This window comes from Polaribacter sargassicola (assembly GCF_021991835.1).
Taxonomy (GTDB): Bacteria; Bacteroidota; Bacteroidia; order Flavobacteriales; family Flavobacteriaceae; genus Polaribacter; species Polaribacter sargassicola.
This window is the reverse complement of sequence record NZ_JAHDAU010000004.1, coordinates 226,220-242,357: the sequence shown is the minus strand read 5'-3', so window position 1 is coordinate 242,357 and position 16,138 is coordinate 226,220. Positions and strand designations below refer to the sequence as shown.

The 16,138-nt window shown below is 30.5% G+C and carries 12 protein-coding genes and 1 other RNA gene; 10 read left to right on the top strand and 3 right to left on the bottom strand.

The genetic code is table 11. The features are described from left to right. Window positions 1-1,062 (top strand): YncE family protein, encoded by a 1,062-nt coding sequence (locus KI686_RS08725; RefSeq protein ID WP_237588891.1) that lies wholly within the window; start codon window positions 1-3, stop codon window positions 1,060-1,062. Window positions 1,063-1,117: 55 nt separating this feature from the next. Here the strand turns inward: KI686_RS08725 and KI686_RS08720 are convergent, their stop codons facing one another. Genes KI686_RS08720 through KI686_RS08710 form a run of 3 tightly spaced genes read right to left on the bottom strand, consistent with a single transcriptional unit; the run spans window position 1,118 to window position 2,970 of the window. After that, window positions 1,118-1,630, bottom strand: coding sequence for a DUF7935 family protein (locus KI686_RS08720; protein ID WP_237588890.1), 513 nt, complete (start codon window positions 1,628-1,630; stop codon window positions 1,118-1,120). Between the two features lie 3 nt (window positions 1,631-1,633). Further along, window positions 1,634-2,353, bottom strand: a complete 720-nt coding sequence (locus KI686_RS08715) for a DUF3307 domain-containing protein (RefSeq protein ID WP_237588889.1) — start codon at window positions 2,351-2,353, stop codon at window positions 1,634-1,636. Window positions 2,354-2,355: 2 nt separating this feature from the next. Next, window positions 2,356-2,970: a SatD family protein gene (locus KI686_RS08710; protein ID WP_237588888.1), complete on the bottom strand. Its 615-nt coding sequence runs from the start codon at window positions 2,968-2,970 to the stop codon at window positions 2,356-2,358. 223 nt (window positions 2,971-3,193) lie between these two features. Between KI686_RS08710 and KI686_RS08705 the strand changes: the two genes are divergently transcribed. The 9 genes from KI686_RS08705 (at window position 3,194) to KI686_RS08665 (ending at window position 16,075) form a co-directional block, all read left to right on the top strand. Continuing rightward, window positions 3,194-5,515 (top strand): ATP-dependent helicase, encoded by a 2,322-nt coding sequence (locus tag KI686_RS08705; RefSeq protein ID WP_237588887.1) that lies wholly within the window; start codon window positions 3,194-3,196, stop codon window positions 5,513-5,515. Between the two features lie 139 nt (window positions 5,516-5,654). After that, window positions 5,655-6,311 (top strand): DUF4290 domain-containing protein, encoded by a 657-nt coding sequence (locus tag KI686_RS08700; RefSeq protein WP_237588886.1) that lies wholly within the window; start codon window positions 5,655-5,657, stop codon window positions 6,309-6,311. Between the two features lie 3 nt (window positions 6,312-6,314). Next, window positions 6,315-7,625, top strand: a complete 1,311-nt coding sequence (gene murA, locus KI686_RS08695) for a UDP-N-acetylglucosamine 1-carboxyvinyltransferase (protein WP_237588885.1) — start codon at window positions 6,315-6,317, stop codon at window positions 7,623-7,625. Window positions 7,626-7,664: 39 nt separating this feature from the next. Further along, window positions 7,665-8,216 (top strand): NUMOD4 domain-containing protein, encoded by a 552-nt coding sequence (locus KI686_RS08690; RefSeq protein WP_237588884.1) that lies wholly within the window; start codon window positions 7,665-7,667, stop codon window positions 8,214-8,216. Window positions 8,217-8,309: 93 nt separating this feature from the next. Beyond that, window positions 8,310-8,858 (top strand): nucleotide exchange factor GrpE, encoded by a 549-nt coding sequence (locus tag KI686_RS08685; RefSeq protein ID WP_237588883.1) that lies wholly within the window; start codon window positions 8,310-8,312, stop codon window positions 8,856-8,858. A gap of 69 nt (window positions 8,859-8,927) precedes the next feature. Continuing rightward, complete coding sequence (gene dnaJ, locus KI686_RS08680) at window positions 8,928-10,058, top strand: molecular chaperone DnaJ (RefSeq protein WP_237588882.1); 1,131 nt, start codon at window positions 8,928-8,930, stop codon at window positions 10,056-10,058. Window positions 10,059-10,247: 189 nt separating this feature from the next. Continuing rightward, window positions 10,248-10,559, top strand: an RNA gene (gene rnpB, locus KI686_RS08675) — RNase P RNA component class A. Window positions 10,560-10,794: 235 nt separating this feature from the next. Then, on the top strand, window positions 10,795-13,569 hold the full coding sequence (locus KI686_RS08670) for a bifunctional aconitate hydratase 2/2-methylisocitrate dehydratase (protein ID WP_237588881.1): 2,775 nt from the start codon (window positions 10,795-10,797) through the stop codon (window positions 13,567-13,569). A gap of 235 nt (window positions 13,570-13,804) precedes the next feature. Beyond that, complete coding sequence (locus KI686_RS08665; RefSeq protein WP_237588880.1) at window positions 13,805-16,075, top strand: aconitate hydratase; 2,271 nt, start codon at window positions 13,805-13,807, stop codon at window positions 16,073-16,075. Window positions 16,076-16,138: the final 63 nt, after the last annotated feature.

The following is a 16,138-nucleotide window of genomic DNA, read 5'->3' as shown; positions in this document are numbered from 1 at the left end:
ATGAAAATTAACAAATTACTTTCACTTTTATTATTAGCAACAATTCTTTTTGCATCCTGCGAAAAGGATTCGGTAGATTTACCTAAAGGAGATTACGAAAACGGAGTTTTAATTTCAGGAGAAGGTAGTGGAGCAGGTACAGGTTCTATCTCTTTTGTTTCTGATGATTTTGTTACATCAGAAAATCTTATTTACAAAACCGTAAATAATGAAGAGTTAGGTACTTTTTTACAATCAATGACTTTTGATAATGATAATGCTTACATTGTTGTAGATAACCAAAATACAGTTACAGTAGCAGATAGGTATACTTTTGAAAAGTTAGGGTCTATTAATACAGGTTTAATTTTACCAAGATTTATTGCTGTTGTGGGTAATAAAGGTTACGTTACAAACTGGGGTTCTACCTCAAGTGATACAGATGATTTTATAGCGGTTGTAAATTTAGAAACTTATGAAGTAGAGAGTACTATTTCTGTAGGTAATGGACCAGAACGAATTATAGAAAATAATGGTAAATTATATGTTTCTCATAAAGGTGCATATACTACTAATAATGTTATTTCTGTTATTGATATCGATTCTGAAGAAGTTATTGAAATAACTGTTAAAGACAATCCAGATGAGTTATTTTTTAATAATTTAGGAGAGTTAGTTGTTTTATCCTCTGGAAGAACTATTTATGATACTGATTGGAGTGTAATTGGTACTACTTTAGCTAGTATTTCTATGATTGATATTACCTCATTAGAAATTACTAATGAGTTGGTTTTTGCAGAAGGAGAACAACCTTCTTTAATGGTATTTGAAAACGGAGCTATTTATTATAATATTGGTAACAGTGTTTATGTTATTAATGAATCTGCAACAAGTTTATCTAGCACAAGTATTGTGGAAACTGAAGGGTTTTTATATGGTCTAGAAGTTGAAGGAGATAACTTATATACTCTAGATGCTAGTTTTTCTGATTCAAGTAAATTAAATATCTACAGTATTTCTAGTGGATCTGTAAGTATAACAAAAGATGTAGCTATTGGTGCTTCTAAAATATATTTTAATTAATATTTTTTAAAAAGGCTCTTACTTAGTAGTTTTTCTAAGTAAGAGCCTTTTTGAATTATAATATTTTTCTTACTTCATTTTTAATAAAAGAAATCGCTGTTTCTGTAGGTGGTAATATTTTAGAATAGTCGATTAAAACATTTTCTCTTAAATCATTTGCAGAGTTAGAGCTTTCTGCAACTTGTTTTAATTTATTTATAATAGCGTTTTTAGTAGCAACAATAGCAGTCCATGTTTCATTAGAAATATATATTTGTTGTACCAGATTATGCTCAAATTCTTGTTCTATGTTAGCTAGTAAAAGTTGTAAATAATCATTTGTGTCTTCAGAAATCGGTTTAACTCTAATAAGCATTTTTACAGGATTTATACGATCGCAAAACAATAACATTCTTTCGTAAGCTTGTAATTTAATAGGTAAAGCATCTTTTCTTTTTTCCGCTAAAAGAGCCATTTTTTTATCAGAATTTTGCTGATTTAAAAAGCCATTAAACATATAATAAGCAACAAAACCTGTAACGGCAGCGGGTAGAATATAAGCAATACTTTCTATTAATTGATCTTCCATAAATTAGAGTAAGTTTATAATATACAAATATAGAATTCCTAAAAATACTGCCAATCCAAAACTTAATAATGTTCCTATTAAAATATATTCGGTTAATTTTCTGTCTTTAGAAGAAGTTAAATCACCAAACCTAAAAACAGATTTTGCTGCTAATAAAAAACCAATTCCTTCCCAATGATTGGTAATTACAAAAGTAAAAACAAACAAACGTTCTAAAATACCAATATAACGTCCGGCTTTAGCCAAAGAATCATCATTTTCTTTTTTCTTTTCAGGATTCCATTGTGTAATAATTATTTTAATGATAATTGCTGAAACGTAAATTACTAGCAATAAAAAAATCAGTAATAATAAAGTTTTATCAGTAATTATTTTGTCTGTTGATATTTGAAAATCAACATAAAAAGAAGTGGTAATAATTAAAATTAAGACATGTAAAATTTGATCAATAAAAAACCAAGCTCTTTTTGTTTTCTTTTCTTGAAGATATAGTTTTAAGATATCTATAAAGTAATGAGAAACTACAACACATAAAATGCCAAGCCAATATTCTTTTAAGTTTAAAATAAAAATTAGCAATAATAAAACTGCGTGTATACAAATATGAAAAAATAATTTTACAGATTTTGCTTTCTTTTCTTCTTTGTCTTTCACCCATTTTTCTGGTTGAAAAACAAAATCGCCTAAAATATGTGCCAATAAAAATTGAAGGAATATAAACATCTTTATGTATTTGTTTTTTTGATGATTAATTCTCTGTATAATTTTTCTAATTGCATAATTTCATCAAAACCAGCTCTTTTTCTACGTTCACTTGCGCTACTTTCAGAAATGTTTAATTCTTTGGCAATTAATTTCTGAGTTGTATTTGGTTTTTTAAGACACATGGCAACAAAATCGGCAGAATTTACTGTCCAATTATCAATGGTTAAAAGAGCAATAGCAAAAGCAGTATTAAAAATATTGTCAATTTCTTGCCAAGGAGAAATAATAGCTAAATTTTGTTTTTTAAGTAACTTGTCAAAAGCTTCTCCGCTATTTATAAAAGCTTCTCCACTTCCTTCGGTAATATTTTTATAATCATCGTTTTTAGAACCAATTCCTATGGCAATTCTAACATCTAAATTTTTATTTTTTTTTAAAATGGTTTTTAATTCAATAGCAAAAAGTAACGCATTTTCTGGCTTGTTAATTTCTATTTGAAAACTATCGCCTCTATATATTTCCCAAGTTTTGGGTGTTTCTCCAACTGTTTTAAAAGCAGTTTTTACTAAAGGTAACCATTCTTTAGAAGCAACAGATCTAGAGTTTATTATATCACCAGTTAAAATACTTGTCATTTTTAATTTTTAGTAAAAATACCTTTTTTATCTAATTAAAACAAAAAATTCGGGTTTTAGAACGAATTTTGAAATATTCGGGTCTTAGCACGAATTTTTTAAATATCGGGCGTAGACCCGAATTAAGAAGAATGTAATTTGTGAATAAAAATTAACGATCTTCTTTTATAAAAACAAATAGTTTGGCTAATTTCACGTTTTTAAATTCTTTTAAAATAATCTATTGAATACTTATTTAAATACTTTAAACGAAGCACAAAGACAGGCAGTTATACAAAAAGATGGACCAATGATTATTATTGCTGGTGCGGGTTCTGGTAAAACACGTGTGCTAACTTACAGAATTGCACATTTAATGCAGCAAGGTGTAGATTCTTTTAATATTTTATCGCTAACATTTACCAACAAAGCAGCGAGAGAAATGAAAGAAAGAATTGCAGGTGTTGTGGGTGCAAGTGAAGCTAAAAATTTGTGGATGGGAACTTTTCACTCGGTTTTTGCACGTATTTTACGTTCAGAAGCAGATAAATTAGGTTTTCCGACAAACTTTACCATTTACGATTCTCAAGATTCTGTTCGTTTAATTTCTGCAATTATTAAAGAAAAGAATTTAAATAAAGAGCAGTACAAAGCAAAACAGATTTTAGGCAGAATTTCTTCCTTTAAAAACAGTTTAATTACGGTTAGAGCTTATTTTAACAATCCAGATTTACAAGAAGCAGATTTACATGCAAGTAGGCCAGAAGTGGGTAATATTTACAAAGAATATGTAGATAGATGTTTTAAAGCTGGCGCGATGGATTTTGATGATTTGTTATTAAGAACCAATGAGTTATTAGTTCGTTTTCCAGAATCTTTAGCAAAATACCAAGATCGTTTTAGATATATTATGGTAGATGAGTATCAAGATACAAATCACTCGCAATACCTAATTGTAAAAGCATTAGCAGATCGTTTTCAAAACATTTGTGTGGTTGGTGATGATTCTCAAAGTATTTATAGTTTTAGGGGAGCAAATATTCAGAATATCTTAAACTTTCAGAAAGATTATCCGGATGTAAAAACTTTTAAATTAGAGCAAAATTACCGTTCTACAAGTAATATTGTAAATGCTGCAAATTCTGTCATAGAAAAAAATAAAACAAAATTAGACAAAGAAGTTTGGACGTCTAATGATGCAGGAGAAGCAATAAATGTAATGCGTACTATTTCTGATGGAGAAGAAGGACGTTTTGTAGCACAATCTATTTGGGAAAACCAAATGAATCATCAATTAAAACCAGATGATTTTTGTGTGTTGTACAGAACAAACTCACAATCTAGAGCAATAGAAGATGCACTACGTAAAAAAAATATTGATTATAAAATTTACGGAGGAATCTCTTTTTATCAACGTAAAGAAATAAAAGATTTATTATCTTATTTACGTATTCTTATTAATCCAAGTGATGAAGAAGCGTTAAAAAGAATCATTAATTATCCGGCAAGAGGAATCGGTGCAACAACTATAGATAAGCTTACTATTGCAGCCAATCATTATAAAAAATCAATTTTTGATATTATAAAATACATTGATAAAATCGATTTAAAAATAAATACTGGAACTAAGAATAAGTTGCAGAACTTTATGAATATGATTTTGAGTTTGCAAATAGAAAGTAAAACAAAGAATGCTTTTGAAATTGCAGAAAAAGTAGTAAAACAAACGCAATTAATAAAAGATTTAGAAAAAGACGGTACACCAGAAGCGGTTAGTAAAGTAGAAAATGTACAAGAACTTTTAAACGGAATTAAAGATTTTATTACCGATAAAATAGAAGAAGGAGCAGATGCATCTTTAACCACTTTTTTAGAAGATGTAGCGCTAGCAACAGATTTTGATGCTAAAAAAGACGATGAAAAACCAAGTGTTTCTTTAATGACTATTCATCAATCTAAAGGATTAGAATACTTATATGTATACGTTGTTGGTTTAGAAGAAAATTTATTTCCTTCTGCCATGAGCATGAATACAAGAAGTGAGTTAGAAGAAGAACGTAGGTTATTTTATGTAGCCTTAACAAGAGCAGAAAAAGTAGCTTATTTAACGTATGCACAAACACGTTACCGTTGGGGTAAATTGGTAGATGCAGAACCAAGTAGGTTTTTAGAAGAAATAGACGATAAATATTTGCACTATTTAACGCCAAAAGGACCAGAAAGAGCGGTAAATAATTTTATTGATAAAAGTATTTTTGATGATGCTCCAAAAGGAATCCGTTTTCAAAAACCGATTCAGCGCAAAAAAATGGAGCGAGATTTGATAAAGAAAAAAGAAGTAATTATACCTAAAAATCTTAAAAAAGTATCGCAAGCAACCTCAAAAACCAATTTATTTGACGGTAAAGTGGTAGTTGGTAATATTGTAGAACACAATAGATTTGGTACAGGAGAGGTAATTGCTTTAGAAGGAAATGGACCAAATAAAAAAGCAGAAATTAAATTTGGTACTGTTGGTAAGAAGAAATTATTATTACAATTTGCTAAATTAAAAGTGATTGGATAAGAATTTTTTATAAACAAAAAATAAATCGTTATTTTGCAACGTTAAATAACTACAAACATAATTGTTAGCTCTAGTGTTTTCTTTTGATAAAAAGGAGAAAGGAAAATGTATTGAGAACACACTTCACAAAAACAAATAAATGACATTCGATTTAGAATATAATTCAGAAAGACCGTTAATGATTATTCCAGAATACGGCAGACATATACAAAAATTAGTAGACCATTGCGTAGCTCTAGAAACAAAAGAAGAACGCGATAAAATGGCAAAAGCTATTGTAGATGTTATGGGTAATTTACAGCCACATTTGCGTGATGTACCAGATTTTAAGCACAAGCTTTGGGATCAATTGTACATTATGGCAGATTTTAAATTAGACGTAGAGTCTCCTTACCCACAACCATCTAAAGAAGAGTTACAAGAAAAACCAGAGGGTTTGCCTTACCCTAAATCAGCATCAAGATACCGTTATTATGGTAACAATATCCAAACAATGATTGATATTGCTTTAAGCTGGGAAGAAGGTGAAAAAAAGGAAGCTTTGGTTTTTACGATTGCTAATCACATGAAAAAATGTTACTTAAATTGGAATAAAGATACTGTAGATGATAATGTTATTTTTAATCATCTATATGATTTATCTGATGGTAAATTAGATTTAAGAAACTCAGAAGAAACACTTTCAGAAAGTAAAAGTTTACTAAAGAAAAGAACAACGCAAGGGCAACATAATTCTAAGAATAATTACAAGAAGCCGCACCATAATAATCAAAATAAAAATAGAAAAAGATATTAGTGTATGGCATCATTTAAAATTGAAGGCGGTCATAAATTAAACGGAACAATTACTCCTCAAGGAGCAAAAAATGAAGTTTTACAAATACTTTGTGCGGTTTTATTAACACCAGAAAAAGTAACAGTAAATAACGTTCCGGATATTATAGACGTAAATAAATTAATTTTTATTCTTGGCGAATTAGGTGTTAAAGTAGAAAAGCTAGGTAAAAACTCTTATTCTTTTCAAGCAGACGAAATTAATTTGGAATATTTAGAATCTGCAGATTTTAAGAGGGATGGTAGTTCTTTAAGAGGTTCTATTATGATTGTTGGTCCTCTTTTAGCTCGTTTTGGTAAAGGATATATACCAAGACCAGGAGGAGATAAAATTGGTAGAAGAAGATTAGATACCCATTTTGAAGGTTTTATACGATTAGGAGCTAAATTCCGTTATAATAAAGAAGAACATTTTTACGGTGTAGATGCAGAAGAGTTATTTGGTACAGAAATGTTATTAGATGAAGCATCGGTTACAGGTACAGCAAATATTATTATGGCTGCTGTTTTAGCAACAGGTAAAACAACTATTTATAACGCAGCTTGCGAACCTTACATTCAACAATTATGTAAAATGTTGAATTCTATGGGAGCAAACATTACAGGTGTAGGTTCTAATTTATTAACCATAAATGGTGTAGATTATTTAGGTGGATGTGAGCATACCGTTTTACCAGATATGATAGAAATTGGTTCTTGGATTGGTGTTGCCGTAATGACACAATCTGAGTTAACTATAAAAAATGTATCTTGGGAAAACTTAGGTCAAATACCAAATGTATTTAGAAAGTTAGGAATTACATTAGAAAAGAGAGGAGACGATATTTATATCCCAGAACAAGAATCTTATGAAATTCAAAATTATATAGACGGTTCTGTTTTAACAGTGGCAGATGCACCATGGCCAGGTTTTACGCCAGATTTATTAAGTATTGTATTAGTAATTGCTACACAAGCTAAAGGTAATGTGTTAATACATCAAAAAATGTTTGAAAGTAGATTGTTTTTTGTTGACAAGCTAATTGATATGGGAGCAAAAGTTATTTTATGTGATCCGCATAGAGCAACAGTTATTGGTCATAATCATCAATCACAATTAAAAGCAACAAAGATGAGCTCGCCAGATATTAGAGCGGGTATTTCTTTATTAATTGCTGCTTTATCTGCCAAGGGAACAAGTGTTATAGATCATATAGAACAAATTGATAGAGGATACGAAAATATAGAAGAACGTTTAAAATCTATTGGTGCAAAAATTGAAAGAATTGCTGACTAAGGAAAAGTATTTTTAATAATTTAAAAACACTTTAATATTATGATAAGAAATTTATTTAATGAAGAATGGAAAGAAATAGAATTTGATGAGAAAATTTCTGATAAAGAAAAGTTTAAGATATCAAATTACGGAAGAATAATAAATTGCAAAAAAAAAGAAAAAGAGTATTTAAAAAAAGAGACTTATACTAACGGTTATGTTTTTTTATCTTTAAAACAAAAAGAAAATGGTAAAACAACAGGTAGGTATGTTCATAAATTAGTTGCACGTCATTTTATAGAAAAAGAAAACGAAGAACAAGTTTTTGTAATTCACTTAAATTATAACAAATTAGATAACAGAGTAGAAAATTTAAAATGGGCAACCAAAAGAGAAAAAGAGTTGCATCAATTTAAAAATCCTGTTTTTATAGAGGCTAAAAAAAATAAAAAAACAAGTTATAAACTTTCAGAAGGAAAAGTTAAGATAATTAAAAGGCAGCTAAAAAATAAGAGAACAAGAATAACAATGATAGCCAAGCGGTTTGGAGTTTCGGATATGCAAATACACCGAATTAAGAGCGGAGAGAATTGGGCTCATGTTAAAATTTAAAAATAAGATAAAAAATAGTGTCAATCTGACACTATTTTTTTGTTGGCAATGTTTTTGCGAATAAACAGAGTACAATTTAACGATTACAAGATAATGAGTAAGAAAGAAAATATACAAGAAGAAGAAATAAAAAACGAGCCAGAAGTTGTTCAATCAGAAGAAAATCAAGAGGTTGAAGAAGAAGTGGTAAAAGAAGAACCTACTGCAGAAGAATTAGTTCAGGTAGAAAAAGATAAGTTTTTACGTCTTTTTGCAGAATTTGAAAACTATAAAAAAAGAACTTCTAGAGAAAGAATAGAATTATTTAAAACAGCAGGACAAGAAGTTATGACATCTTTACTGCCAGTTATAGATGATTTTGAAAGAGCTTTGTCACACATAGAAGAAGATAAAGAAGCAGAAGAATTAAGAAAAGGAGTTCTATTAATTTATAACAAACTTTATAATACTTTAGAGCAAAAAGGGCTATCAAAAATAGAAACCAAAGCAGGTGATACTTTTGATGCAGAAATACACGAAGCAATTACTCAGATACCAGCACCTACAGAAGATCTAAAAGGAAAAATTATTGATTGTGTAGAAAAAGGATACAAATTAGGTGACAAGATAATTCGTTACCCAAAAGTAGTAATTGGACAATAAATAAATTACAATTAATATTTTACAATTACCATTGATCATTGATTGTTGTTAATTGATAATTGAAAAATTATGGCAAAACAAGACTTTTACGAGATATTAGGAATTTCTAAATCTGCAACTCAAGCAGAAATTAAGAAAGCATACAGAAAAATGGCTATAAAATATCATCCAGATAAAAACCCTGGAGATACAACAGCTGAAGAAAACTTTAAAAAAGCAGCGGAAGCTTATGAAATCTTAAGTGATGAAAATAAGAAAGCGCGTTATGATCAATATGGTCATGCAGCTTTTGATGGTCCACAAGGTGGCGGCGCAGGCGGCTTTGGTGGCGGAGGTATGAACATGGATGATATTTTTAGTCAGTTTGGAGATATCTTTGGCGGCGGCGGCTTTGGAGGTTTCGGCGGTGGCGGAGGCCAAAGGCAAGCAAGAGTTAAAGGTAGCAATATGCGTATTCGTGTAAAATTAACTTTAGAAGAAATTGCCAAAGGAGTAGAGAAGAAAGTAAAAGTCCGTAGAAAAGTACAAGCAGATGGTGTAAGATATAAAACTTGTACAACTTGTAATGGTTCTGGTCAACAAATGCGAGTTACAAATACAATTTTAGGTAGAATGCAAACAGCAACTACTTGTAGTACTTGTTCTGGTGCCGGAGAAATTATAAGTAGTAAACCAAATGGTGCAGATGCACAAGGTTTAATTGTAAAAGAAGAAACTGTACCTATTAATATTCCTGCTGGTGTTACAGAAGGAGTACAGTTAAAAGTAGGAGGAAAAGGGAATGATGCTCCTGGTAAAAATTCAATTTCGGGAGATTTATTGGTGTTAATTGAAGAAATACCTCATGAAACTTTAAAAAGAGAAGGTACAAACATTCATTTTGATTTATATATCAATTTTTCTGAAGCTGTTTTAGGAACCAGTAAAGAGGTAGATACATTAACTGGTAAAGTAAAAATTAAGATTGAAGCAGGTACACAGTCTGGTAAGATTTTAAGATTAAAAGGTAAAGGTTTACCAAGTATAGAGCGTTACGGAACAGGAGATTTTTTAATACATATTAGTGTTTGGACACCTCAAGAGTTAAATAAAGAACAAAAGCAATTTTTCGAGAAAATGTCTGATAATGATAACTTTAGGCCAAGTCCTAACAAGTCAGACAAATCATTTTTTGAAAAAGTAAAAGACATGTTTTCATAAAAAAATGTTAATAAATTAGAAATAATAATTTTTTTTAAAATAATTGTTTTTTTATAAAGCTTTTTAGTATACATTTGTAGTGTTGTTAATTTATTAGCAACACTTTTTCTTTTTCATAGCAATTTTTCCCACTCATATATGAGTGGGTTTTTTTATGAATTAAAAAAATAATTATAAAAAATTATAGAATTAGCAGACTTATCTTATCGACTTATTTTAATAATAAGTAGGAAAGTCCGGACACCAAAGAGTAATCATAGCGGATAACATCCGTCCAACGAGAGTTGAGGACAAGTGCAACAGAAAGAATGTACAGTTAGGCTGTAGTGAAACCAGGTAAACTCTATGAGGTGAAATGCCATGTATATTAGAGTTTGAGAGTTACTCGCTCGATTCTAAAGGGTAGGCAGATAGATTCTAAGAGTAATTTTAGAACTAGATAAATGATAAGAGCCTTATTTTTATAAGGTACAGAATTCGGCTTATTAGTCTGCTTTTACTATAATTTTAAGAATCTTCCATTTTTACTAGGTAAATTGCTGTTTTACTTAGATTTAATTTAATAAATATATGTATAGCTTTTGTTTATTCATAAATTGCTGCAAACTATTATTTATTTTTTAATATCAATATAAAAAATGTAAATTTGTTTTTACTAAAAATTAACAAATAACAAATACATTAAACGTTTAAATTTTAATTAATTTAAACGTTGTACTAACTAAAGATTTCTTTCATGAATATTTACAAGGATTATCTCCAGGAGATAGAAGACCGAAAAGGTTTAAAACTTCATCCAAAGCCAATTGATGGTGCAGATTTATTAAGTGCTATCATTTCCCAAATTAAAGATTTAGATAATGAGCATAGAGAAGAATCTCTAAACTTTTTTATATACAATGTTTTGCCAGGAACCACAAGTGCTGCAACTGTTAAAGCTAAGTTTTTAAAAGAAATTATTTTAGGAGAAGAGATTGTAAAAGAAATTACTCCAGAGTTTGCTTTAGAGCAATTATCGCACATGAAAGGAGGTCCTTCTGTAAAAGTATTATTAGATCTTGCTTTAGGTAGTGATGTAGCTATAGCAAAACAAGCTGCAAAAGTATTAAAAACACAAGTTTTTCTTTACGAAGCAGACACAGATCGTTTAAAAGAGGCTTTTGAAAACGGAAGTGAAATAGCAAAAGATATTATTGAAAGTTACTCTAAAGCTGAGTTTTTTACAAAATTACCAGAAATAGAAGAAGAAATAGAAGTAGTAACATACATTGCTGGTGTTGGAGATATTTCTACAGATTTATTATCACCAGGAGGTGATGCACACTCTCGTTCTGACCGTGAATTACACGGACAATGTATTTTTGAGCATAATAAAGAAATGCAACAAGAAGTGTTGGCTTTAAAAGAGCAACACCCAGATAAACGTGTAATGTTAATTGCAGAAAAAGGAACAATGGGAGTTGGGTCTTCTAGAATGTCTGGTGTAAATAACGTTGCTTTATGGACAGGAATTCCATCAAGCCCATATGTACCATTTATTAATATTGCACCTGTAATTGCAGGTACAAATGGTATTGCTCCAATTTTTTTAACAACAGTTGGTGTAACAGGTGGTATAGGTTTAGATCTTAAAAACTGGGTTCAGCAAAAAGATGAAAATGGTAATACTATTGTAGATGAAGATGGAGAGCCTATTTTAAAACAAATGTATTCTGTAGAAACAGGTACTGTTTTAACAATAAACACAAAAGAGAAAAAATTATACCATGGAAAAGTAATGTTAAAAGACATTTCTGAAGCATTTACTCCTCAAAAAATGGAGTTTATGAAGGCAGGAGGTTCTTATGCTGTTGTTTTTGGTAAAAAATTACAAACATTTGCTTGTAAATTATTAGGTGTAGAAGTGCCACAAGTTTACGCTCCTTCAAAAGAAGTTTCTATAGAAGGACAAGGCTTAACGGCAGTAGAAAAAATATTTAATAAAAATGCAGTTGGAACATCTGGTGCAACTTTACATGCAGGTTCTTATGTTCGTGCAGAGGTTAACATTGTAGGTTCTCAAGATACTACAGGTTTAATGACTTCTCAAGAATTAGAAATGATGGCTGCAACTGTTATTTCTCCAATCGTAGATGGTGCATATCAATCAGGTTGTCATACAGCATCTGTTTGGGATGATAAATCTAAAGCTAATATTCCTAGATTGATGAAGTTTATGAACGATTTTGGTTTAATTACTGGTCGTGATCCAAAAGGAGTATATTTTCCAATGACAGATGTTATTCATAAAGTATTAAATGATATTACTGTTGGAGATTGGGATATTATCATCGGTGGAGATTCACATACACGTATGTCTAAAGGTGTTGCATTCGGAGCAGATTCAGGTACAGTTGCCTTAGCATTAGCTACAGGAGAAGCTTCTATGCCAATTCCAGAATCTGTAAAAGTAACCTTTAAAGGTACTATGAAATCTTATATGGATTTCCGTGATGTAGTACATGCTACACAACAACAAATGTTAAAGCAATTTGGTGGAGAAAATGTATTTCAGGGTCGTGTAATAGAAGTACATATTGGTACTCTAACAGCAGATCAAGCCTTTACATTTACAGATTGGACAGCAGAAATGAAAGCAAAAGCATCAATCTGTATTTCGGAAGACGAAACATTAATAGAATCTTTGGAAATAGCCAAAGAACGTATTAATATTATGATTGATAAAGGTATGGATAATGCTAAGCAAGTTTTAAAAGGACTTGTAGAAAAAGCAGAAACTAGAATTACCGAGCTTAAAACAGGAATTAAGCCTGCTTTAAGACCAGATTCAAATGCAAAATATCATGCTGAAGTTATTATCGATTTAGATGAAATAGCAGAACCAATGATTGCAGATCCAGATGTTAATAATGATGATGTTTCTAAGCGTTATACACATGATGTAATTAGACCTTTATCATATTATGGTGGAACTAAAAAGGTAGATTTAGGTTTTGTAGGATCTTGTATGGTTCATAAAGGTGATATGAAAATATTAGCCCAAATGTTAAAAAATATTGAAGCACAACAAGGTAAAGTTGTATTTAATGCACCATTAGTTGTTGCACCTCCAACATATAATATTGTTGATGAGTTAAAAGCAGAAGGAGATTGGGAAGTATTACAAAAATACTCAGGTTTCGAATTTGATGATAGTGCACCAAAAGGTTTAGCTCGTACTAAGTATGAAAATATGCTTTATTTAGAGAGACCTGGTTGTAACCTTTGTATGGGTAACCAAGAAAAAGCTGAACCAGGAGATACTGTAATGGCTACTTCTACACGTTTGTTTCAAGGTAGAGTTGTAAAAGATACAGGAGAGAAAAAAGGTGAATCGTTATTATCATCTACACCTGTGGTTGTTTTATCTACAATTTTAGGTAGAACTCCTACTATGGCAGAATATGAAGCTGCTGTTGATGGAATTGTTTTAACTAAGTTTAAACCTTCTACAAAGCAACTAGTAAATTAATTTTACATTAAAATAATTAATAAAAATCCCGAGTTATACGCTCGGGATTTTTATTGTTGATAAAAACATTTTAGGTTCTATATTTTTTAAAAATGTTAATTCTATTGAGTTTTTCTATTTAACTATAAGAACTATATACCTTTTAAAGAAGTAATCATTTAGAAAGCAATTATATATTTTGTATATTAGAGGTATAGAAAGTATAACAAAAACCTTTAAATTATTTATAATTATTATGGCATTTGATATTGATATGATTAAAAAAGTATATTCAACCGTAGTAGAACGTGTTGATGCTGCTCGTAAACTAACAGGAAAACCTTTAACTTTAGCAGAGAAAATTTTATATTCTCACTTGTGGGACGAAAGTTCTGATAAAGCTTTTGAGAGAGGCAAAGACTATGTAGATTTTGCTCCTGATAGAATTGCATGTCAAGATGCTACTGCTCAAATGGCTTTATTACAGTTTATGCAAGCTGGTAAAACAAAAGTAGCAGTACCTACAACTGTACATTGTGATCATTTAATTCAAGCAAAAGAAGGAGCAGCAAAAGATTTAAAACATGCAAATAGTACAAGTAGTGAAGTTTTTGATTTTTTAGAATCAGTTTCTAATAAATATGGAATTGGTTTTTGGAAACCAGGAGCTGGTATTATTCATCAAGTTGTTTTAGAAAATTATGCGTTTCCAGGAGGAATGATGATTGGTACAGATTCTCACACAGTAAATGCTGGTGGATTAGGTATGGTTGCTATTGGTGTTGGTGGTGCAGATGCAGTTGATGTTATGGCAGGTATGGCTTGGGAGTTAAAGTTTCCGAAATTAATAGGTGTTAAATTAACAGGTAAACTTTCTGGTTGGACAGCACCAAAAGATGTAATTCTTAAAGTTGCAGAAATCTTAACAGTTAAAGGTGGTACAGGTGCAATAGTAGAATATTTTGGACCTGGAGCAACATCAATGTCTTGTACAGGTAAAGGAACAATTTGTAATATGGGGGCAGAGATAGGGGCAACTACTTCAACTTTTGGGTATGATGAATCTATGGAGCGTTATTTGCGTGCCACAGATAGAAGTGATGTTGCAGATGCAGCAAATAAAGTAAAAGAGTATTTAACAGCAGACCCAGAAGTATATGCAGACCCAGAAAATTATTTTGACCAAGTTATCGAAATTAATTTATCTGAATTAGGGCCATTATTAAATGGGCCATTTACACCAGATTTATCTACAGAAGTTGGTTCTTTTATGACAGAAAAAGCCAATGCTAATGATTGGCCGTTAACTGTAGAATGGGGATTAATAGGATCTTGTACAAATTCTTCTTATGAAGATTTATCTAGAGCTTCATCAATAGCACAACAAGCTATTGATAAAGGATTAAAAACTAAAGCAGAATTTGGTATTAATCCGGGTTCAGAACAAGTTAGATATACAGCCGAAAGAGATGGTATTTTAGGGATTTTCGAAAAATTAGACGCTAAAATTTTTACTAATGCTTGTGGACCTTGTATCGGTCAATGGGCAAGATATTCAGATCCTAAAAATGCTCCAAAAAATAGTATAGTACATTCTTTTAATAGAAATTTTGCTAAAAGGGCAGATGGTAATCCTAATACTCATGCTTTTGTAGCTTCACCAGAGCTTACAGCAGCAATTGCAGTTGCAGGTCGTTTAGACTTTAATCCATTAACAGATAAGTTAATTAATGAAAATGGAGAAGAGGTTATGTTTGATGAGCCTACAGGATGGGAATTGCCTCCAAAAGGTTTTGAAGTGAAAGAAAATGGTTATTTGGCACCAAAAGAAGATGGTAGTAGTGTTGTAGTTTCTGTAAAAGAAGATTCAGAAAGATTACAACTGTTAACACCTTTTAAGCCTTTAGGAGATACAATTACTGGAGCTAAATTATTAATTAAAGCTTTTGGTAAATGTACTACAGATCATATTTCTATGGCAGGACCATGGTTACGTTTTAGAGGACATTTAGATAATATTGCTAATAATACTTTAATAGGTGCAGTTAATGCGTATAATAAGAAGACTAATTTTGTTAAAAATCAATTAACAGGAGATTATGATGCTGTTCCTGCGGTGCAAAGAGCCTATAAAAAAGCAGGTATTAAGACAATTGTTGTTGGTGATCATAATTACGGGGAAGGTTCATCTAGAGAGCATGCAGCCATGCAGCCAAGGCATTTAGGTGTAGCTGCAGTAATTGTTAAGTCTTTTGCAAGAATACACGAAACTAACCTTAAAAAGCAAGGTATGTTAGGTTTAACTTTTGCAAATGAAGTAGATTATGATTTAATTTTAGAAGACGATACTTTTAACTTTTTAGACTTAAATGAGTTTGCTCCAGATAAGCAGTTAACTATAGAAATTGTTCATGCAGATGAAACTACAGATATTATTAAATTAAATCATACTTATAATAAAGCTCAAATAGAATGGTATAAAGAAGGTTCTGCTTTAAATTTAATTAAAAAGCAAAACGCATCTTAGATTATTTTATAGTATAATTATTAAAAACTCTCGATTTTAAATCGAGAGTTTTTAAGCTTAAAA